This window comes from Clostridium sardiniense (assembly GCF_050584765.1).
GTDB lineage: Bacteria > Bacillota > Clostridia > Clostridiales > Clostridiaceae > Clostridium > Clostridium sardiniense_A.
The window spans coordinates 616330-638858 of the sequence record NZ_JBNOOR010000002.1 but is presented as its reverse complement, the minus strand read 5'-3'; the positions used below and the strand labels follow the sequence as shown (position 1 = coordinate 638858).

17 protein-coding genes are annotated in these 22529 nt (G+C 29.1%); all 17 read left to right on the top strand.

Going from position 1 to position 22529, the window contains the following annotated elements:
- Positions 1-467: 467 nt before the first annotated feature.
- The 17 genes from ACQPUW_RS12700 to ACQPUW_RS12620 all read left to right on the top strand — a co-directional run bounded on the left by ACQPUW_RS12700 (position 468) and on the right by ACQPUW_RS12620 (position 22528).
- On the top strand, positions 468-6308 hold the full coding sequence (locus ACQPUW_RS12700; RefSeq protein ID WP_430837872.1) for an alpha-N-acetylglucosaminidase TIM-barrel domain-containing protein: 5841 nt from the start codon (positions 468-470) through the stop codon (positions 6306-6308).
- Between the two features lie 211 nt (positions 6309-6519).
- Positions 6520-6708: a hypothetical protein gene (locus ACQPUW_RS12695; RefSeq protein WP_430837871.1), complete on the top strand. Its 189-nt coding sequence runs from the start codon at positions 6520-6522 to the stop codon at positions 6706-6708.
- A gap of 238 nt (positions 6709-6946) precedes the next feature.
- Positions 6947-8545, top strand: coding sequence for a peptide chain release factor 3 (locus ACQPUW_RS12690; RefSeq protein ID WP_430837870.1), 1599 nt, complete (start codon positions 6947-6949; stop codon positions 8543-8545).
- A 255-nt stretch (positions 8546-8800) separates the two neighbouring features.
- Positions 8801-10603 carry an EAL domain-containing protein gene (locus ACQPUW_RS12685; RefSeq protein WP_430837869.1) on the top strand — a complete coding sequence of 601 codons (1803 nt, stop codon included), beginning with the start codon at positions 8801-8803 and terminating at the stop codon, positions 10601-10603.
- 31 nt (positions 10604-10634) lie between these two features.
- Positions 10635-11756 carry a non-hydrolyzing UDP-N-acetylglucosamine 2-epimerase gene (gene wecB, locus ACQPUW_RS12680; protein ID WP_430837868.1) on the top strand — a complete coding sequence of 374 codons (1122 nt, stop codon included), beginning with the start codon at positions 10635-10637 and terminating at the stop codon, positions 11754-11756.
- 286 nt (positions 11757-12042) lie between these two features.
- Entirely contained in the window at positions 12043-12756 is a 714-nt protein-coding gene (locus ACQPUW_RS12675; protein WP_430837867.1) for a LytR/AlgR family response regulator transcription factor, read from the top strand.
- Positions 12757-12774: 18 nt separating this feature from the next.
- The gene (locus ACQPUW_RS12670) at positions 12775-14106 is read left to right on the top strand and encodes a sensor histidine kinase (RefSeq protein WP_430837866.1); all 1332 of its coding nucleotides are present in this window, start codon (positions 12775-12777) and stop codon (positions 14104-14106) included.
- A gap of 296 nt (positions 14107-14402) precedes the next feature.
- Positions 14403-14918, top strand: coding sequence for a signal peptidase I (locus ACQPUW_RS12665; RefSeq protein WP_430837865.1), 516 nt, complete (start codon positions 14403-14405; stop codon positions 14916-14918).
- 25 nt (positions 14919-14943) lie between these two features.
- The gene (locus ACQPUW_RS12660; protein ID WP_430837864.1) at positions 14944-15540 is read left to right on the top strand and encodes a SipW-dependent-type signal peptide-containing protein; all 597 of its coding nucleotides are present in this window, start codon (positions 14944-14946) and stop codon (positions 15538-15540) included.
- Positions 15541-15565: 25 nt separating this feature from the next.
- Entirely contained in the window at positions 15566-16225 is a 660-nt protein-coding gene (locus ACQPUW_RS12655; RefSeq protein ID WP_430837863.1) for an LPXTG cell wall anchor domain-containing protein, read from the top strand.
- On the top strand, positions 16225-16839 hold the full coding sequence (locus ACQPUW_RS12650; protein ID WP_430837862.1) for a hypothetical protein: 615 nt from the start codon (positions 16225-16227) through the stop codon (positions 16837-16839). The genes ACQPUW_RS12655 and ACQPUW_RS12650 overlap by 1 nt, the downstream gene beginning before the upstream one ends.
- Positions 16840-16851: 12 nt before the next feature.
- Entirely contained in the window at positions 16852-18477 is a 1626-nt protein-coding gene (locus ACQPUW_RS12645; RefSeq protein WP_430837861.1) for a vWA domain-containing protein, read from the top strand.
- Positions 18478-18581: 104 nt separating this feature from the next.
- The gene (gene srtB, locus ACQPUW_RS12640; protein ID WP_430837860.1) at positions 18582-19259 is read left to right on the top strand and encodes a class B sortase; all 678 of its coding nucleotides are present in this window, start codon (positions 18582-18584) and stop codon (positions 19257-19259) included.
- Positions 19260-19708: 449 nt separating this feature from the next.
- Positions 19709-20419: a YveK family protein gene (locus ACQPUW_RS12635; RefSeq protein ID WP_430837859.1), complete on the top strand. Its 711-nt coding sequence runs from the start codon at positions 19709-19711 to the stop codon at positions 20417-20419.
- Positions 20420-20428: 9 nt separating this feature from the next.
- The gene (locus tag ACQPUW_RS12630) at positions 20429-21079 is read left to right on the top strand and encodes a CpsD/CapB family tyrosine-protein kinase (protein ID WP_430837858.1); all 651 of its coding nucleotides are present in this window, start codon (positions 20429-20431) and stop codon (positions 21077-21079) included.
- Positions 21080-21092: 13 nt separating this feature from the next.
- Complete coding sequence (locus ACQPUW_RS12625) at positions 21093-21851, top strand: tyrosine-protein phosphatase (protein ID WP_430837857.1); 759 nt, start codon at positions 21093-21095, stop codon at positions 21849-21851.
- 29 nt (positions 21852-21880) lie between these two features.
- On the top strand, positions 21881-22528 hold the full coding sequence (locus tag ACQPUW_RS12620; RefSeq protein ID WP_430837856.1) for a sugar transferase: 648 nt from the start codon (positions 21881-21883) through the stop codon (positions 22526-22528).
- Position 22529: the final 1 nt, after the last annotated feature.

Below are 22529 nucleotides of genomic sequence, written 5' to 3'. Positions count from 1 at the left end.
TAAGTCTATTTAGGTATAAATACTGGAGTAATCTTTGTTCAAAACACTTAATAGATTAATAAGATAACTTAAATGGATTTAATAGTATGGATAAAATAAGAGCATTAAGATAAATGAATAATAGATAAAACAAATAAGCTACCTAAATTGGATAATAAATAACTTAGTTAGATTGACAATAAGTAAAATAAATAATGTAACTATATAAAATAAATAAAACAAAGTGAATACAAATAAAAAGTTAATATTGTTAATTAAAAATGAAAAGAATGTCAATAAATGATTGACTATGGTAAAAATATGAAATATAATCAAAATATAGAAAATGAATAATAATTGAAAACGAAAGCGTGCTACCATGAAAAATGGGCATAAGCTAAAAAAGATATATTACTATCTTTTTTAGCTTTTTTTTATGCCTAAATTACATTAATTTACAAAAATACACTCAAAAGGGGAGAATATCAATGAAAAACGTCAAGAAACTTGTTAGTAGGGCAGTGGCATTAACAATAGTAACAGGACTTATAGGGAATGCTCCATTAATAGCAAAAGCAGATATTAAGAAAGGGAATATTAAAGAGGGCTTTACCGTAACAGCTAAAAGCAATACAAATGGACATGATGTTAACTTAGCTATGGATGGAGATAAATCTACTTACTGGGAATCTTCAAATCATTATAGATGGATTGAAATCGATTTAAATGGAACGTATAGCTTATCAGAAATTAAGATATTTAATAAATTAGAAGGATACTATAACTACAATATATATGCTTCTTCAGATGGAGAAAATTTCATTAAAGTAGCGGAAAAGAGTGATTTAAGTCCAGCTAAAGCAGAAGGAGATTCTCATAATCTAGGAAATATGTCAGCTTCAAAGATTAGAGTGGATGTAACTTTTAGCTCTGCCTCTAATAACTCAAACATTGCAGAAGTTGAAATTTATGGAGAAAAAGTATCTAATGAAAAGCCAGCTGATAAGCCAATTTCAGTAACTAATTTTAATGATACAAAATGGTCAGAAGAATATAATAATTTTACAAATGATAAATCTTATGCTAATGAAAAAACTATAAAAGAAATGTCAAACATGGTTGGAAGAGTTATAGGAGATGAGTATAAGGACAAGTTTAAATTTGAAGTAAGAAAAGCTACATCAACAGGAAATGATGTTTTTGAAATTGAAGATTCTAAGGATGGAAAGATAGTAATAAGAGGGAATGATGGAGTCTCACTAGCATCAGGTTTTAATTATTACTTAAAGAATTATTGTAATGTAATGTACAACCCTATGATGGGATCAAATTTAAATATGCCGGAGAAGTTGCCTAAAGTTTCAGAGAAGATAGTTATTGATACGCCATATGAACATAGATACGCACTAAATTTTTGTACTTATTCATACACAATGGCATTCTGGGATTGGGATGAGTATGAAGCATTTTTAGATTGGGCTGCAATGAGCGGTTATAATTTAGTTTTAGATATAGTAGGACAAGAAGAAGTTTTAAGAAGGACTTTAAATGAATTTGGATATTCTGATGAAGAAGTAAAAGAGTTTATATCAGGACCTGCTTATTTTGCTTGGTTTTATATGCAGAATATGACTAGTTTTGGAGGACCACTTCCAGACAATTGGTTTGAAGAGAGAGCCGAACTTGGAAGAAAGATGCACGATAGAATGCAAACTTATGGAATAAACCCAGTTCTTCAAGGGTATTCAGGTATGGTGCCATTAGATTTTAAAGAAAAAAATAAAGATGCTGAAATATTACCACAAGGTGAGTGGTGTGGATTCGATAGACCTAATATGCTTAAAACTTTTGTAGAGGATGGTCAAAGAGATTATTTCGCAGAAGTTGCAGATGTGTTCTACGAAAAGCAAAAAGAAGTATTTGGAGATGTAACAGATTATTATGCAGTTGACCCATTCCATGAAGGTGGAAACACTGGAGGAATTGATGAGGGAAGAATTTACGGAACAATTCAAGAAAAGATGATTGAACACGATAAAGATTCAATTTGGGTTATACAGCATTGGCAAGGAAATCCATCTAATAATAAAGTAAATGGATTAAAAAATAAAGATCAAGCCCTAATTTTAGATTTGAATTCAGAATTAAATCCAGGATATAAAAGATTTGATGACTTAGGATTACCGTGGGTTTGGAATATGCTTCATAACTTTGGAGGAAGAATGGGTCTTGATGGACAACCAGAGAGAATAGCAAACAATATACAAGATGCATATGCAGAATCAAAGAATATGAAGGGGATAGGAATTACACCAGAGGCAATAAATAATAGTCCAATAGTTTATGAATTACTTAGTGATATGATATGGACTAGAGATAAAGTTGATTTTAAAGATTGGACTTATAAATATATTGAAAGAAGATATGGAAAAGAGAATGAGAATATAAAAGAAGCTTGGGATATACTTCTAGAAACAGCTTATAACAAAAGGAATGATTACTATCAAGGGGCAGCAGAATCAATTATAAACTCAAGACCAGACTTTACAATAAACAGTGCATCAACTTGGGGAAATAACAAGATTCCATATGACAAGAAGGAATTTGAAAAGGCATTAGAATTATTTATAAAGGCTTATGATGAATTAAAGGACAGTGAGGCATTTATATATGACTTCTTAGATGTTGCAAAGCAAGTACTTGCAAATTCATCTCAAGAATATCACAAAGAAATGGTAAATGCTTATAAGAAGAAGGATTTAGCTAAATTTGAGAAGATATCTACTCAATTCTTAGAACTTATAAGATTACAAGAGAGAATATTATCTACAAGTCCTGAATTCTTAGTTGGAAATTGGATAGAAGATTCAAGAACAATGCTTGAGGGTGCTGATGATTGGACAAAGGATTTATTTGAATTTAATGCAAGAGCTCTTATAACAACTTGGGGTGACTACAAGAATGGTAGTTTAAAGGATTATTCAAATAGACAGTGGGCTGGTTTAACCGGAGACTTATATCTTAAGAGATGGGAAACTTGGATTAATGGTTTAACTGAAGAATTAAAAACTGGAAAGAAAGCTCCATCAATAAATTGGCATAAGATGGAGTATGAGTGGGCAGTTCAAAAGACAAGTGAAGAAAAGTATTATCCAACTGAAGGCTCAGGAGAGAATTTAAGTGAGCTTGCAACCATAGCTATGGAGAAATTCTCTGTAACAAACATGGAAAAATTCTTAGGAGAGAGTGGAAGTGTATCAGAGAAGGTTAATATAGCTTTAGGAAAAACAGTTGAAAGTAGCGTACCTACTAATAGTGAATATCCAACTAAAAATCTTACTGATGGAAATACAGGTACATCATGGATCGCAAATGGAGTTACATGGCCAGCAAGTTTAACTTTAGACCTTGAAAAATCATATAACGTAGATGGAATCCAAGTTGCCTTTAATCAAGCAGCTGGAGGCTTCCCTATAACTTATAACGTTGAAGTATTTAGTGGAGGTAAATGGACTAAGATTGCAGAAAAGACAGAAGGAACAGTTACAGGAACTGTAAATATAGATTATAAAGGTAGTGCTGAGAAAGTTAGGGTTAATTTAAACAGTACTGATAAAAATTTAGTTCCAGAATTAACAGAAATAGTGGTATATGAAAGTGAAGAAGAAAAAGTAAATTACGAAAATGTTGCATTAGGTAAACCGGTAACTGGAACTAATGCACAAGGGGGAAGTGCTTTATCAAATATTACAGACGGAAAAGAAGATACACTGTGGATAGCAGATGGAGGTAAGATACCATCAGAAGTAACTATAGATTTAACTGATTCTGAATATATTGAAAAAGTTCAATTAGTATTTGAAAAGTCAGGGTTACCATTTAAATTTAAGGTGGAATCTATAGATAAGGATGGAAATAAGAAGGTAATATTAGATAAAACTAATAATGATGAAGCTCTTGAAGGAACGTATGAAATACCTGTAAATGATAATATAAAAAATATAAAGGTATCATTTACTGGCAAGGCAAATGTTGGTGAATGGCCAGGAGCTTGGCCTGCAATTGCAGAGGTTAAGGCATTAAGACCAGTAAAAGAAGAAATTGAATCTGTAAATGTTGCTTTAAATAAGAAAGTAACAGGAAGTAATTCAGAAGGTGGAAAGCCATTATCAAATATAACAGATGGAGATGAAAATACTATATGGGTTGCAAGTGGTGGTGCAATGCCAGCAGAAGCAAATGTAGATTTAGGGAAGGAATACTTTGTTGAAAATTTAGAATTAGTATTTGAAAAGGCTGGATTACCATTTAAATTTAAGGTAGAGGTTATAGATGGAAATGGAAATAGAAGTACTGTTTTAGATAAGACAAACAATAATGAAGTATTGGAGAAATCGTACGTTATTCCAGTAAATAAAAATATAACAAACACAATAGTAACAATAACAGGTAAAGCACAAGTTGGAAATGCTCAAGGAGCTTGGCCTGCAATTGCTGAAATAAAGGCATATTCAAAGCCAGAAAATGTTGCTATTAACTCAGCTATTACTCCAAATGTTGATGGTAAGATGAATCCTTTAGTAGATGGTGATGCTAAAACTTCAGTTTCATTGATAAATGGAGATGCAAAAGAGTATGTAATTAAGTTAGATAAAAAAGCAGATATTTCTGCAATAGAAACAATAAAAAGCTCAAATGAGGCCCTAAAGTATAAGATAGAATATACAAGTGATAATGAAAACTGGAAGACTATAGTTGATAAATTATCAAATGATAAAAATGTAGAAAGTAATTTGGATATGTTATCTCAATCAGTTCTTGCAAGTGCAATAAGAGTTACTTATGGAAATGAGAATATTACTTTAAATGAGTTGAAGGTTTATAAGGCAGATGTAACTGGATCATTAGTAAGCTATATAGAAAAGGTTCAAAAGATATATGATAGTGCAAAGGTTGGAGAATTCTCTGGAGAATATAGTAAGGACTCAAAAGATCTTTTAGGAAATGCTATAAATTCTGCTAAGGAGGCTTCAAAGAGAGGTCTAAATTCAGAAGAAGTAGGACAAGAAATAGATAAACTTAAAGAAGCATTAAAAGAGTTCTATAAAGGCAAAGTTACAATTAATAGAATAAATTTAGCATCATTAATAAGTAATGTTGAATATGTATTAGATAATATAGATACTGAGAAGTTAAATAAGTTAACAGAAGAAGAGAGAAGTATAATAAATGACAAAATAAATGCATTGAAGACAGAAAAGGATAATGCAGTAAAAGTATATGAAAAGGTTAAGGTTACTCAAAAGGAAATTGATAGTTCATATGATGAATTAAACAAAGTATTAGATGGTTACATTGAAGTAGCTGATGCAGAAGATGGATATAACTCTATATTAGGCATAGCTAAAGAAAAACTTAAAAACGCAGTAGTTGGTGAAGGTGAAGGTCAGCATTCTAAAGAATCAGTAGATGAATTAAAAGCAGCAATAGAAAAATCAGAGAAAGAGTTTAAAACAGCAGAAAGTTCTGAGCAAATTAAAGAAATAACGAGGACTCTAAAAGCTGAATTAGATAAGTTTGAAGAGGGCGTGCATGTTGTAAATAAAGATGCATTAAAGAATATTATAGATGAAGGGAGAAAGGAGCTTGAAGGAGCTTCTGGAATATATACTCCATCTGCAATAAAAAAATATAAGGAATCTATAGATGTTGCAACTAAGGTATTAAATGATAAAAATGCGAGTCAAAGTAAAGTTGATGAAGCTATAAAAGAGTTATTAGAAGCTCAAAGTGAATTCAATAAGTCATTAATTGTAAATAAGGATAATTTAAAATCATTAATAATAAAGGCAAAAGAACTTATTAATGATCTTAAAAAATATGAGGGTACAGATAATGTAATAAAGAAGATAGAAGATTGTATATTAGAAGCTGAAAAAGTATGCAATAATGATGATATAGGATCAGAAGAAGTCAAAAAGATTACAGATAAATTGAATGATATTATAAAGGTTGGAGAAGATAAGTTATCAGAGCTTCAACAAAATAATGGTAATAATCCAGGAGAAGATAATAAACCTGGGGATGGAGATAATAATCCAGGAGAGGATAACAAACCAGGTGATGGAAGCAATAATCCAGGAGACGGAAATAACAAGCCAGATGACGGAGACAATAAGCCGGGAAGTGGAAATAATAAACCTGGTAATGAAACTAATAATCCAAATGATATTCCAAGCACAGGAGGACAAATTCCAACTATGGGTCTTATCTTAGGAGGAATAATGACAGCAGCTGGAGCATTCTTAATAAAGAAAAAGAGAGACTAATAATTTACTTTAGTTTAGAGCTTAATGTAGGCTAATCTTGAACATTTATAACATTTTATAAATAAAGGATTAATTAACTCATATAAGCATTTACTGAAAATTATGGGAGTATTATATTATTTATAAGAAGATATTTTATCGTTTATAAAAATAATTTATTACTTATAAAAAGATACTATACATAATTAGTGAATGTGAGGGAGCTAAGAATATGAGTAAAGATAGGCATGAGGAGTACAAAGAACACAAAGAACATGAAAAACAAACATCACATAAGCATGTTAATTCAAGGCCAGAAGAAAGCAAAGAACAAATAGCTATACACAAAATAGTAATAGTCGTTGCAGTAATAGTGGTTGTTGTATTTGCATTTATGTCTTTAATTGGAGTTATGCCTTAAAATAACTATTTATAAATTAAAGCATCTAAGCTTATTTTTAAAATATAAGTTTAGGTGCTTTTTTATATGGCAAGATTATAGAATAAGGATATTAAAATAAATAATGTAAAATGTAAATTATAGGTGTATATTGTCAGACCAAATTATATACAGAAGTCCAAATACTATGTTATAATCGAGAGTGGATTATAATATTTGTAAATAAAACTAGATTAACATAAATTAAGGAGGAAAAATCTTGGCTGATTTAAGAAATGAAATAGAAAAAAGAAGAACCTTTGCAATTATATCTCACCCAGATGCTGGTAAGACAACATTAACAGAAAAATTCCTATTATACGGAGGAGCTATAAGACTTGCAGGTTCAGTTAAGGCAAGAAAAGCATCAAAGCATGCAGTTTCTGACTGGATGGAAATAGAAAAACAAAGAGGAATATCAGTTACTTCATCAGTTATGCAATTTAACTATGAAGGACACTGTATAAATATATTAGATACTCCAGGTCACCAAGACTTCTCAGAGGATACATATAGAACTCTTATGGCAGCAGATTCAGCTGTAATGGTAGTTGATGCAGCTAAAGGGGTCGAAGAACAAACAAAGAAGCTTTTCCATGTATGTTCACTTAGAGAAATGCCAATATTTACTTTTGTAAATAAGATGGATAGAGAAGCTCAAGATCCATTCCAATTACTAGAAGATATTGAGAATGAACTTGGAATAAAAACATACCCAATGAACTGGCCTATAGGTTCAGGTAAAGAATTTAAAGGGGTATATGAAAGAGACAATAAGAGAATCATAGCCTTTACAGGTGGAGAACACGGACAAAAAGAAGTTAAGGCAATTGATGGAGATGTAGATGATCCTAAATTCAAAGAAATATTAGGAGAAGCTCTTCATGAAAAGTTAATGGAAGATATAGAGCTTTTAGATATTGCAGGAGACGAATTTGATGTAGAGAAAGTAAGAGAAGGACAATTAACACCAGTATTCTTTGGATCAGCTCTTACAAACTTTGGTGTTGAACCATTCTTAGAGCATTTCTTAGAAATGACAACATCACCTCTTGGAAGAAGTTCATCTATAGGTGAAATAGATCCATTTGATGATAATTTCTCAGCATTCGTATTTAAGATACAAGCGAACATGAATAAAGCACATAGAGATAGAATAGCATTTATGAGAATTTGCTCAGGTAAATTTGAAAAAGGTAAAGACTACTATCATATGCAACAAGGTAAGAAGATTAAGCTTGCAGAGCCACAACAATTTATGGCACAAGATAGAGAAATAGTTGAAGAGGCCTATGCTGGAGATATAATTGGTGTATTTGATCCAGGTGTATTCTCAATTGGAGATACTATCTGTACACCTTCAAAGAAATTCACATTTGCAGGAATACCAGCTTTCGCACCAGAACATTATGCAAGAGTTAGACCAGTTGACACAATGAAGAGAAAGCAATTCGTTAAAGGGGTAACTCAAATAGCTCAAGAAGGAGCAATCCAAGTATTTAAAGAGCTACACATTGGTATGGAAGAAATCATAGTTGGTGTTGTTGGTGTACTTCAATTTGAAGTTTTAGAGTATAGATTAAAGAATGAATATAACGTTGATATAAAGATGGAAAGACTTCCATATAGATTCGTAAGATGGATTGAAAATGATGGAAACATTGATGTAGATAAATTAAATCTTACATCAGATACTAAGAAGGTTAAGGATCTAAAAGATAGAAGCTTACTTATTTTCCAAAACACTTGGGGAATATCTTGGGCATTAGATCATAATAAAGGAATTGTATTATCAGATGTAGGTAAGTCAGAAGACTAAAACACAAGAGCGGTTAGGTGATATACAAGGCTAAAATATAAAAGTAGTTAGGTAAAACATAAGACTAAAATATAAAGGTATTTAGATAAGACAGAAGAACACAAAAAATAATCAAGTCATGGAGTTAAAAAAAGAGCAATTTAGTAATGGAGATAATTTACTAGATAGTTTATGTGATGTTGGTTAGTTAGAATATAACAATAATTTAGTGTGTGGTATAAAAGGGTTAATTAAATATTTGAGGGGATGAAGTGTGTGGAATCTTTAATTATTATGCAAACTGGGAATTTGCAGGATAATACAGTTATATTAATATTGTTTTGTCTGGTTTTAGCTCTCATCTGGATATTTATTATGGTGATGAATAAAGATACAAATAGAAAGTATGAAATAATAAGACGAGAGTTAGATACTTTAGTTAGAAAAAACGAAAATATAGATATAGTAACTGCAAAGATAAAAAGTGAAAGAGTTAATTCACAAAAGAATTTCAAGCTTCTTTATGATAAATCAAGCGATATTATAACTTTAAATGATTTCTTAAAAGCAATATCAATTTCAAGAGAAGAGTTTAATAGACTTATAGATTCATCTAAAAAAGAAGAACATTTTGAATTTGAGTATTCAGTAAAAGATGAGGGTGTAGAGCGATTTGTTAGGGCATATGCTCACATAATAAGTAATAATAGAGTTGATATTATCTTAACTGATATAACTTATGAAAGAATTGGAGATATTACCTATAAGATTGATGAAGGAATAGATCCACTAACAGGACTTATTAATAGGAATAATTACAAAAGAGAGATAAAAAAGCTTATTGATGATTATAGATTTTCATATGGTGCTTTTTTATTTATAGATATAGATGAATTCCAAACATACAACAAGATTTATGGACATGAATTTGGAGACGAAGTTATTAAAGCTTTCGCTGCAAGACTTAAAGGCTATAGTGATGAGAAGACAGTAGTTTTTAGATTTGTGGGAGATCAATTTGGAGTTTATAGACATGGATTTAATAAAAGAAAAGATATGGAATCTTTTTTTAATGATATAAAGACTAGATTAACTATAAATACTTTAATAAATAATACTGAAGTTAATATAACTTGCTCAATAGGGATATCTATTTTAAGTTTTGACGTTGCAACAGAAGATGGCCTTTATAAATATGCTGAGTTTGCAATGCAAGAAGCTAAAAAGATTAGAAAACCTTCAGAGACAACTTTAAATTACTTTAATAAAAATCAGTATGAAAAGTATAAAAAGATAAATAAAAAGCAGCTAAGATTACAAAAGGTTATAGATGATAGGAAGTATTATAGTATATTCCAGCCAATTGTAAATTTAGATGATATGAGTCTTTATGGAATAGAGGGGCTAACCCGTATTAAAGATAGAACTTATAGGAGCATAGTTGATTTTTTAGATATAGCAAAAGAAAAGGGATTAGAAGATTATGCATCAATGAAATTTGGCGTTAATGTTTATAAGGATTATATAAGATCTTCTTTCTACAATAAAATTAAGATATTTATAAATGTTAATTTTAGTGAGATGAATGACGATGATGGATATAGATATGTAGCTGAAACAAAGAATGAGCTTAAAAATATTGGTGTGGATACGGATAGTATTGATAACCATACGAATATAGTTGTAGAATTTTCTGAGAGAACATCCTATAATGTGGATGAAAAAGTAGAAAATATGCTTAATAAATATAGGCAGCAAAATATTCAAATAGCAATTGATGACTTTGGAGCTGGATATGCAAATGAGTCTTTAATTCTTAAAATGAAACCAGATATAGTAAAGTTAGATAAAGAACTTATTTCTAATATAGATAAAGATGAGTACACTAAAACAGTAACAACAAATATAATAACAATGCTTAAAAAACTTGGAGTTAAGATTGTTGCAGAGGGTATAGAGACAAAGGAAGAATTCGATTTTGTTAGAGCCTTAGGTGTTGACTTTGGTCAAGGATGCTATATTCAAAAACCAACTAAAATAGAAGAAATAAAATTAGACTATAGTGAAATAATAAAATAGGCTAAATATAATATAAGGATGGTAGATTATTATGAAACCTATAAAAGTATTATCAGTCTTTGGAACAAGACCAGAAGGAATAAAGATGTGTCCTTTAGTTAAGGCACTTGAAAGAGATGATAGATTTGAATCAATAGTTTGTGATACAGCACAACATAGAGATATGTTAGATACTGTACTTGAGATATTTGATGTACAGCAAGACTATGATTTAGATATAATGGCACATGGCCAAACAATAATAGATATATCAACTAAGGTTTTAAAAGGAGTAGATGAAGTAATTAAAAAGTGTACTCCAGATATAGTTCTAGTTCATGGAGATACTTCAACAACATTAAATGTAGCACTTGCTGCATTTTATAATAAAGTTCCAGTAGGACACGTTGAAGCCGGACTTAGAACATATGATATATATTCACCATTTCCTGAGGAAGCAAATAGAAAATTAACTGGTAGCATTGCAACAATGCACTTTGCACCAACAGAAACTAATAGAGATAATCTTCTAAGTGAAGGGGTAAATTCTGATAATATATTCATAACGGGAAATACAGTAATAGATGCACTTTTAAGTGTAATAGATGAAAATTTAGTATTCGAACAAGAAGTATTAAATGATATAAATTACAAGAATAAAGATGTAATATTACTTACTACTCATAGAAGAGAAAATTGGGGAGAGCCAATGGAAAATATCTTTAAAGCTATGATAAAGTTAGTTGAAGAAAATGAAAGAGTTGAAGTTATATTCCCAATGCACAAAAATCCTGCAATAAGAGAACTTGCACATAATTATTTTGATAAATATAAAGGAAGAGTTCATCTTATAGAACCTCTAGAATATGTTGAGTTTGCAAATCTTATGTCAAGAGTTAAGCTTATAATGACAGATTCAGGCGGAATACAAGAGGAAGCACCAACTCTTGGAAAGCCAGTTATGGTACTTAGAACAGAAACAGAAAGACCAGAAGCAGTAGAAGCAGGAACTATAAAACTTGCAGGAGTAGAAACTGATAATATATATAATGAAGCAAAAGAACTTCTAACAAATAAAGAAGCTTACGAAAAGATGGCACATGCTGCAAATCCATATGGTGATGGAAAGGCATGTATCAGAATATTAGATGAAATAAATAAATATTTTAATTAAAGAAAATCCTTCTAATTATCTACATAATAATTAGAAGGGTTTTTTCTTTTGTTTCAAAATTGTAAAATTTCACAAAAAAACATAAAGATAGATAAAATGTGTTGTTTGATACAAAAGTATAGCTGTTAAGTACAAAATAATAAAAATAAACAAAGTTTATTATATAATTTTAAATATTAACCATACAATTTTAAGTGTTAACTATTTGGTGAATATTTAAAAGGGTAATTTATGATATATAATGGAATTTAGATGTGTTTGGTAATAAACAGAAGGGAGAAAAAGCATGGTTAACATTGCTATATGTGATGATCAAATGTATGATCGCAAAAATTTAAAGTGCATATTAGAGAGTTTAGCTATAAGAAATAATATTATATTAAAAGTGGAAGAATTTAAGTCAGGTAATGAACTTTTAAGTGTTTATGAAAGAGATACGCCAAGATATGATGTAATATTTTTAGATATGATCCTTGGTGATTCAAATGGAATAGAAATTGCAAAAAGAATTATAGAGATTAATAAAGGAGTAAAATTTATAATTCTAAGTAGTAGCAAAGAATTCATATTAGATGGATATGAGATATCAGCAGTTAACTATATATTAAAACCGCCTTCTATTGATAGAATTGAAAAAGAATTGCTTAGAGCAATAGAGATAAAGGATAGTAATGAAGAATTTTATGAAGTAAATAAAAATGGAAGTAAATTATTATTAAAGTTAAATAATATATATTGCTTAGAAGTTGATCATAGAAAGATAAATGTATATAAAAAAGATATTGTTATTGATTATTACGAAAAGCTAGAAAATGTTGAGAGAGATCTAAAAGATAAAGGCTTTAAAAGGTGTCATAGAAGTTATGTTATAAATATATCTAAGATAAAAGAATTTAAAAGTAATGAAGTAATACTTTTAAATGGACAAGTAGTTCCAGTTGGTAGGAAATATAAAGAGGACTTAAAAGAGTCTTTCTTTAATTACTTGAAAATGGCATAAGAAAAGGAAAAGTTAGAAATGGTAGAAGAGAATGCTCTATTTTTAATAGTAAGTATTTTTATATTTGTATATAATATATTGATTATAAATAGATTAAAAGATGATTTGAACTTCCTTAGTAAAATTAACATATATACTTTTATGACATTAACAATGCTATTATCTTTAAGGTGTATTTATTATGATAAGTATATAGATATGATTATATTATTTTTTGTTATTTCACTAAATATAGTTACTTTATTTACAAAAAATAGTAAAGGCGTTGTATTGCTTTTATCAGGAATAATACCTATTAATATAATTAATCTTCAAAATATAATGTTCTCATTTTACGAATTAATTACAAATAATAGTGTAAGAGAGATTAGTAGTAATATACAAAGCTTAAATAAGACAGTAACTATAGTTTTATATATTGCTTTCGTTATAATAACTATTAGAGGTATAGGTAATATAATAATTACTAATAGTGAAGATATAGAAAAGAGCTTTGAAAATGAAGGTGATCTAGGAAAAAAGCTTATAATGATATTTTTCTATATGGTTAATGTAGGACTTGTTCATTATCTTTATATATTAGATAATTATAGTAGATTTTCATTATTTGTAGCACTTTGCTCTGTAATTAATTTATTAATTAGTTGGTTCATAATGAGAAATGCAATAGTTAAGGGGAGTGCAAAGGGGTTTGAAGAAAAGAGTGATATATTAAATGAGCAAATAAAAAATCAATACAATCACTATGTTGAACTTGAAAAATATTATAGTGAAATATTTAGAATAAAACATGATATGAATAATCATAATAATATAATCACAGTTCTTCTTCAAAATGAAGAGTATGATGAACTAAAAAGATATATGAATAAATATAATGAAAATATTACTGATTTAGAGAGCGATATTTTAATTTGTAAAAATAAAATAATAGATGCTATATGTTTAAGTAAAAAGAGCATATGTAAAGAAAAAGGTATATATATAAAGTTTGATATTAAAGTTCCAGAAGAGATTAGTATAGATGATTTAGCTTTATGCGCTATATATGGAAATTTATTAGATAATGCAATAGAAGCTTGTGATAGAATAAGTGATAAGAATAGGGATAAGTTTATAGATATTAAATCTAAAATATCAAAGGGATATTTAACTATAGAATTAATAAATTCAAAGGAGGATATATCTATAAAGAAAAATAACAAGTTTATAACTTTAAAGAAGGATAAAAAGTATCATGGAATAGGACTTAAAAGTATACAAAGGAGTGTTAATAAATATAAGGGAGAAGTTATTCTAAAGGATAAAGGCAAAGTTTTTGAAACGAATATAATGGTTAAATGTGAGTAGATTAAAAGAGTTAACATAAGGGTGTCATTATGTTAACTCTTTTTTGATGAAAGAATTCGAATTATAACATTATAATGAATAGTACTATTTAATTATAGATATGCTATAAATAATAGGAATTATAAACAAAAATTAAATTAGAATTTTAAAAACATCAATAAAAATATATTAGTTTTTATTGGTGTTTTTTTGTTATTCATGACGAATTATATGTTGTTAATTACAAATATATTGTTACAAATATTAATAAATGATAAAAATATAGAGAAAAAAGTTTCAAAAGTAATGGTGATTAAATGAGTGGGAATGGTAAATCAAAATTAGTTAAGAATATTATCTCGTATATTGTTATAGCGATAGTATTTCTTTTTATGATTATATCAATTTTAAGTAATATAGGAATATTTGGATATAAGTTTTATGATGTCTTAACAGGAAGTATGAGTCCAACAATAAAGGCTGGAAGCCTTATTGTTGTGAAGGAAATAGATGATACTGAGATAAAAGAAGGGGATATTATAACCTTTAAAGGAAATAGTACAAGCAATATAACAACACATAGAGTTGTTGAGGTAATAGAAGAGAATAAGAATATTAAATTCCAAACAAAAGGAGATGCTAACGATGTTTTAGATCCTATGCTTATTGATGGAAATCTTTTGGTTGGAAAGGTAGTATTTGATATTCCTTATATGGGGAAGGTTATGAGCTTTATAAATCAATATAGAGTAATCATAGTCATTTTAATAATAGCTTATTTATGTTTTGGCACATGTTATAAGGGGGCTAAGGCAGTTAAAAATAGAAATTAATTTAAAGTTATGGAGGGGTTTTTTTATGGGAAAGAAAAAAATTATAGGGCTATGTTTAGCAGTAGGATTAATGGTTGGTGTAGTTGGGGGATCACTTGCGTGGTTTACTGATAAGGCTTCAGTTACTAATAACTTTGCAACACAAGGTAATGGAGAAAGCCAATCTAGTGGAATAGAAATACAAGAAGTATTTGATGATGTTTTAGCAGGAAAGGTTTTACCAGGAACTGATGTAAACAAAGATGCTAAGGTGAAAAATACAGCTAGTTATGATCAACTTATCAGAGTTAACTTTGAAAAAGTATGGACAACAAACACAGATGGTAAGGGTTTAGATCTTAATCTTATAGAATTAAAATATCAAAATTTAACTGAAACACTTGAAGCTAATAAATGGATTGATGGTAAAGATGGATACTTCTATTATAATGGAGTTGTTAAACCTAATGTAGCTACAGAATATCTTTTAGATAGTGTTAAGTTAAGCTCTGATGCTAACAGAAATTACGAAGGTGTAGGATATGATGTAATAGTTCATGCAGAAGGTATACAAGCTGCGAATGGAGCAGTAAGTGATGCTTGGGAAACTGCACCGGATGCTATAAAGAATTTAGGAAAATAATATTAAAAAATAAAGGAGTGAAATGATGAAGAATATTTTTAAAATATTAGTAGTATCTTTATCACTTCTTTTAATGAATGGAACTATAGGGGATGCAACGGAGCTTGCACCCCCTAATGTTGAATTAGAGGGAAATGCTGATGGAATAGTATATATTCCTGGCAATGAGCCTTTTTTAGAATTTAAAGGTATGGTTCCAGGAGATAAAATAAAAAGAAGTTTGGTATTGAGTAATAAATTTACAGATTCTTATGAAATATTCGTAAGAGCTGAAAGAATAAGTGAAAAAGAAGAATATGATTTACTAGAAAAGTTAAAGATGAAGATAGATTATGATAGTAAAACATTACATGAAGGTGATGCTACAGGTGAGCAAAGTATAGCTACTAATGTTTCACTTGGAAAAATAAATCCAGGGGAAAGTAAGGAATTAGTAGCAGAAGTAGAACTTGATGGACAGAGTACAGGAAATGAATATAAAAATAAATCTGGAGATGTTAAATGGATATTTACAGCTGTAAGAACTCCAATAGAAGACGAATCTATAGGGGGAGCGACTTCAGATAATAATCAATCAAGTAAACCGCCAAAAACAGGAGATAATGGGATACTAGGATATTTAATAGCTATTGCTTCATGCTTTGTTGTATTTAAGGTAGTTAATAGAAAGGGGAGGAAGGCATAATGAAGAAAAGTAAGTTGATTATATGTTCAGTAATTGGAATCACAATGCTATTCCCAGGAGGATTAATTACAAAGGTATATGCTCAAGGCAAAGAAATAGTTGGATGGTTTAGAAATTTTGATAGCAAAACAAATGAATTTGGTGTAGCTAATATAGATGTTGAGATTGAAGAAGAGTTTAAGCCTCCTGCTGAGTGGGATGGAAGTTCTCATACCAAAGTAGTTAAGGTTCAAAATAATAGTACTGGACCTGCTCTTATAAGAGTTAGTATACAGAAAAGATGGGTTGATAGTGATGGAAAATCATGGGCAGGAGATACAAATTTCATTAACCTAAATTTCTCAGAATATGAGGGAAATCTTTGGGTTGATGGAGGAGATGGATACTTCTATTACAATGAAATATTAGCTAAAGATGAAGTTACTCAGGAAATATTAGATTCTGTAATACTTGAAATTCCTGAGAAGTTAAAGGACAGGTATGTTGGTAAAAAGGTAATTGTTGATGTAAAGACTGAAGCAGTTCAAGCGACAGTTGATGGATATAATGCAGCTTGGAAAAGTCTAAATGATGAAATAAAGACTATGTTAAATGCTTTATGTAATAAAGGATAGGGAGGTAGCTATATGGGAAAAAAGAAAAGGAAATTTAGATTTAAAAAAATGGCTATAGCTCTAGCTTTTATATTATGTAACTGCTTTTTAATAACTGCAATGGCAGAGCCATATAGTCAAGCTAATAATAGTAAGAAAGATAAAATTAATAAAGAACTAGTAGAGCATGGTATCAAAAATAGTAAGACAGCAACACCAACAGAAGTTGAGGGAGAATATGAAATAGAATTAAGGGTTTCAGGAACTCCAACAACCAAAACTGTTCCTGTGGATATAGTAATGATAATGGATACATCAGGTAGTATGGAAGATGATATGAAGGAACTTAAAACTGCTATGAAAAATTTCACTAGTAAAATACTTGATAAAAAAACAGGAGTAAAAGATTCACAAATATCAGTAATTGAATTTGCAAGTACTGCAGATGTTATTCATGGGTTTTCTGATAATGCAGAAAGTATAAATAAAGTTATAGATAAGACTGATGATGGTGGAGCTACAAATGCTGAAGTCGCTTGGGAAAAAGCAGATACTCAACTAGCTAAAGCAAGAACAAATGCAAATAAATATGTTTTATTCTTTACTGATGGATTACCAAATAGAACTGTAAATGGTAAAGGAGATGCTGTCGAGAAAGCTGTATCTGCTTATAATAATGTTGTTAAAAAATACAGTGGAATTAATGCGTACTCAATAGGGCTTATAAGAAATATAAGTGATAAAAAGGATAAAGAAAAGGCAAGAAATTTCTTGAAACGAGTGCAAAATCAAGAATCAGGACCTCATTTTATAGAAGGAAAAGAAATAAATTTAGATGAGATATATAAGAAAATTGCAGACAATATAAAAACAGATTCATCCATGGCAAATAATGCAATTTTAACAGATGAAGTTACAAAAGAGTTTGAAATTATAAATGGTGGAGCTGATGCTAAAGTATATAAGCCATTAGAAGGTGGAAAAGAGGAGTTGCTAAATATAAAACCAACAGTAATTGGAAATAAGCTTTCTTGGAATCTTGGAAATGTGGGTACTGAAGGTAGAATAATTAGATTTAAGATTAGGCTTAAAGATGAGTATTATGGAATTGGTGATGATAAGATACCAACAAATGTAAAAGCTACTATGGATTATAAAGATCCATTAGGAGCTGATAAGACAATAACTTTTGAGAAACCAACAGTAAATGTACCTTATAAGAAAGGGAAAATTACAATTATAAAAGAAGTTAAGAATAATACAGGTCTAACAGCTCCTACAGATGATAACTTTAATATTTCATTAATTGGAAAAGAAAATATAGGTGAGTATGCTGTTGAGCTAAAGGCTGGAGAAACAAAGACTTTAAATTTCACCTTAAAGCATAGTACTGCAAATGTATCAGAAGAAAACCTAAAATCCAAAGATTTCTTAAATATTGGAGAATACGATATAAGAGAAATAGTCCCAATGAATTATGAGATTGAAGGTATATATGTAAGTGGTACTAAACTAAATAAAGATATGATAAAAGCTAATAAATTTACAATAGATAATACAAATAATGATATTACAATTAAAGTTGTAAATAAGTACGTAAATGATAAATATTTCTACGATAAAGCTGAAAAGGAAAATGTGTTAGAACTTAAAAAATAAGTTAGAACTAAAGCTAATTGTAAGAGTAAATAACTCTTTTTAAATAAGCTCTGAAAATTCAGAGCTTATTTTTTATAAACTATTAGATTAAGGAGGATGTTATTATGAAAAAGGCTATAAATATATTGCTTCTAATAGCAATAATCTTTTCTTTATATAAGGTTGTAACAAAAATAGTTGATTATAATAAAAGTAAAAGTACATATGAAGAAATTCAAGAAGTAAAAAGCGATAGTATTGATTTCGGTAAAGAACTGATGAAAATAAATGAAGATTATAAGATGTGGATAGAGATACCTAATACAAATATAAATTATCCAGTTGTACAAGGAAAAGATAATGATTTTTATTTGAAACACGATTTTTATAAGAAAGAAAGTAGCTCAGGGGCTATTTTTATAGATTACAAAAATAACATAGATAGAGATGAAAATATAGTAATATATGGCCATAATATGAAAAATAAAAGTATGTTTCAAAATCTTATGAAATTTAAAGATGAAGAGTTTTGGAATAAAAATAATGAAATTATTTTAACTATAGATGGAAAAGAATATGAATATGAAGTATTTTCAGTTTATGTAAATGATGCAAATAACGTAGAATTTAAATTCGATTTTAAAAATGATGATGTGTATTTTAAATATTTAGAAGAAATCAAAGAAAAATCTATTTTCAATAGAGATATAGATATTACAAGTAATAAGAAAATGATAACTTTAAGCACATGTAGTTATGAGAATGATGATGATAGGCTGGTTATTCATGGAAAACAAAAATAGGAAGGGAGTATTAAAAATTTTAATACTCTCTTTCTTTTATTAAAAGCAAAATATAAGCTGCTTATTAAAAACGTTATAAAAAACGTTATAAAAATTATAATATATTAAATATATTAATTAATTATTTCGCTAAGTTGAATAACTAGTTTAATTTAATTAAATAAAATGATGAAAAAGAGGAGGTTTAGTATATAAATTTCAAAATTAAAGTAATTAAGTTTAAGAGATTGGATGGAAATTAATATAATAAATATATATAATTTTCCAAAATAGTCAACAAATAATGAATATAATGTAAAAAAATATGAAATATATTTGAAGTGAATATAAGGGGGAAAGAAAAAAAGGTATTTTATGCTATAATTACTTAGGAATTGTAAAAAAACACATAAGGTATTAAAAGTGTGAAATTATGATAAAAGATGAAATATCAAGATGGGGGAAAGTGAATGAAGGAAGAAAATATAAATATTAGCGAAATATTAGATGCTCTAAAGAAGAGATATAAGATGATTATTGCAGTAACTTTAGCATTTACAATAATTGCTGTAATTGTTAGCTTCTTTGTGATTAAACCAAAGTATGAAGTAACGACTAAATTATTTATAGGAAAGCAAGAAAGTAAAACAGAAAAATATGATAGCAATGATGTAATGATGTATCAAAAGCTTCTTACTACATATGCAGAAATTATTAAAACTGATGATTTAATGACAAATGCGCTTAAGAAGGGAAATATAGATGAAAAGACTAAAGATGTAGAGGAAAGTTTAAAGGTTACACCTAGAGCTGATACTCAAATATTAGAGATTTCTTATACTGGAACTAATGAAGCAGAAGCTGTAAAAATAGTTAAAAATGTTACTGATGAATTCATAAAGGAATCTAAGAAACTTATTCCAAATGGAAATATTCAGGTTATAGAGAAGGCAAAGATTCCTGAAAAACCAGTTAGTCCAAATAAGAAGCTTAACATAATGATAGCATTTGTACTTGGACTTATGGTTAGCATTGGGGCAGCGCTTATTCTAGAATTTATGGATAACACATATAAATCAAGGGAAGAAGTTGAGAAAGATTTAAATGTACCAGTACTTGGAGTTATACCAGAATTGGATTCAGAAGAACCAAGTGATAGAAGAACAAAACATAGAAAGTAAGGTGAGAAGATGTTTATAGTTGAGGAGAAACCAAAATCAATACCAGCAGAAAGTTATAGAGTATTAAGAACGAATATTCAATACTCATCAGTTGATAAAAAGATTAATAAAATATTAGTTACAAGTTCAGAGCCAGGAGAGGGAAAGTCAACTACATCAGGTAATCTTGCCTTTACATTTGCTCAAGATGAAAAGAAAGTATTACTTATAGATTGTGATTTAAGAAAGGCAAGTATACATAAGAAGTTTAGAATTTCTAATAATATAGGACTTTCAGATGTGATTTTAGATAAGGGTAAATTAGAAAAAGCGATAGTAAAGAGAAATGATTATTTAGATATATTACCCGCTGGGAAAGTACCTCCTAATCCTTCAGAACTTTTAGGGTCAAAAGCATTAGAAAATCTGCTAAATGAATTAGGTGAAAAATATGATGTAGTAATATTAGATACACCTCCACTTCATGCAGTAACTGATGCTCAGATACTTTCAACTAAGGTTGATGGGGTAATCCTTGTAGTTAGAGCAGAGAAGACTAAGAAGGAGTCAGTAATTGATGCTAAGGCATCTTTAGATAAGGTACATGCGAATATTTTAGGGACTGTATTAAATGGTGGAGAGCGTAGTAAGGGAAAATACTACTACTATTATGGAAATTAACTAGGAGGTATTTATGATAGATATCCATTCTCACATATTACCAGGAATAGATGATGGACCAAAAAAATTAGAAATGTCCTTAGATATGATAAGAAGATCATATGAAGAAGGAACTAGAGATATAGTGGCAACTCCTCACTTTAGGAGAGGTTGTTTTGATACGCCTTATAGTGAAGTTAAGAAAATAGTTAGCTATTTTAATGAATTAGTAAAAGGTGAGGAATTAGATATAAATATTCATTATGGACAAGAAGTTTATTATTCAGATAGGATAATTGAAGATTTAGAGGAAGATCTTATAGGAACTATAAATGGTGGACAATATATGCTTGTAGAATTTCCTATGAGAAAGATTCCAAGTGAAGCTGTGGACTATATGTATGAGCTAAGACTTAGAGGAATTACTCCAATAATAGCTCATCCAGAGAGATATTCAGAAGTTATAAAGAATGCTGAGGTATTAAATCCTTTTATAGAAGAAGGTTGTCTTTTTCAACTTAATGCAGGGAGTATAAGAGGATTCTTTGGAAAGGATGTTAAGAAGACGGCAGAAGTTCTTATAAAAAATAGTGTTTACTCTTTTATTGGAAGTGATGCTCATAATAACAGCAGTAGAAATACTGGTATTAAGGAAGAGTATAAGGAAGTATTAAAAAAAAATAAAGACTTAGAGGATATATTCTTAGAGAGTTCTAAAAGAATTTTAAATAATGAGGATATTAAATTTGAAGGAAAGATGATAAAGAAGAAAAAGGGGCTTTTCTTTAGATAATAAGTAACGAATGATAGGGGGAATATGTTTTGGAGAAAGCAGAAGAAAGAAGTATTGTGGAAGAAAAAAACACTACTTTATATAATATAACTAAAAGATCCATAGATATAATTGGATCATTACTTGGAATTATATGTCTTAGCCCGATATTTTTATTAGTCGGTATATTAATAAAAAAGGAATCAAAAGGTCCAATTATATTCTCTCAAGACAGGATTGGTAAGGATAATACAAAATTTAAGATGTATAAATTTAGATCAATGGTTCAAAATGCTGAAGAGTTAAAAGCTAAATTGCAAGAGCAAAATGAAATGTCAGGTCCAATGTTTAAGATGAGGGAAGATCCTAGAGTGACTAAGATTGGAAAGTTTATTAGAAAGACAAGTATTGATGAACTACCTCAGCTTATAAATGTACTTAAGGGGGATATGAGTCTTGTTGGTCCTAGACCATCATTACCTAAAGAAGTGTCAGAATTTAAACCTTGGATGATGGAAAGACTTGAAGTGAAACCGGGACTTACATGCTATTGGCAGGTATCAGGACGTAATAATATAGATTTTGAAGATTGGATGAATCTTGATATAAGATATGTAAGAGAAAGAAATACTTTAACTGATATAAAGTTAATTTTCAAGACAGTTTTTGTACTGTTTGGAGATGAAAATGCTAGATAGG

Bases quoted from the DNA above. Each gene is read 5' to 3' on its own strand.
- ACQPUW_RS12630 (WP_430837858.1), top strand. From the start codon at position 20,429: ATGTTTATAGTTGAGGAGAAACCAAAATCAATACCAGCAGAAAGTTAT.
- ACQPUW_RS12675 (WP_430837867.1), top strand. From the start codon at position 12,043: ATGGTTAACATTGCTATATGTGATGATCAAATGTATGATCGCAAAAAT.
- wecB (WP_430837868.1), top strand. From the start codon at position 10,635: ATGAAACCTATAAAAGTATTATCAGTCTTTGGAACAAGACCAGAAGGA.
- ACQPUW_RS12700 (WP_430837872.1), top strand. From the start codon at position 468: ATGAAAAACGTCAAGAAACTTGTTAGTAGGGCAGTGGCATTAACAATA.
- ACQPUW_RS12655 (WP_430837863.1), top strand. From the start codon at position 15,566: ATGAAGAATATTTTTAAAATATTAGTAGTATCTTTATCACTTCTTTTA.
- ACQPUW_RS12670 (WP_430837866.1), top strand. From the start codon at position 12,775: ATGGTAGAAGAGAATGCTCTATTTTTAATAGTAAGTATTTTTATATTT.
- ACQPUW_RS12650 (WP_430837862.1), top strand. From the start codon at position 16,225: ATGAAGAAAAGTAAGTTGATTATATGTTCAGTAATTGGAATCACAATG.
- ACQPUW_RS12665 (WP_430837865.1), top strand. From the start codon at position 14,403: ATGAGTGGGAATGGTAAATCAAAATTAGTTAAGAATATTATCTCGTAT.
- ACQPUW_RS12625 (WP_430837857.1), top strand. From the start codon at position 21,093: ATGATAGATATCCATTCTCACATATTACCAGGAATAGATGATGGACCA.
- ACQPUW_RS12660 (WP_430837864.1), top strand. From the start codon at position 14,944: ATGGGAAAGAAAAAAATTATAGGGCTATGTTTAGCAGTAGGATTAATG.
- ACQPUW_RS12635 (WP_430837859.1), top strand. From the start codon at position 19,709: ATGAAGGAAGAAAATATAAATATTAGCGAAATATTAGATGCTCTAAAG.
- ACQPUW_RS12645 (WP_430837861.1), top strand. From the start codon at position 16,852: ATGGGAAAAAAGAAAAGGAAATTTAGATTTAAAAAAATGGCTATAGCT.
- ACQPUW_RS12695 (WP_430837871.1), top strand. From the start codon at position 6,520: ATGAGTAAAGATAGGCATGAGGAGTACAAAGAACACAAAGAACATGAA.
- srtB (WP_430837860.1), top strand. From the start codon at position 18,582: ATGAAAAAGGCTATAAATATATTGCTTCTAATAGCAATAATCTTTTCT.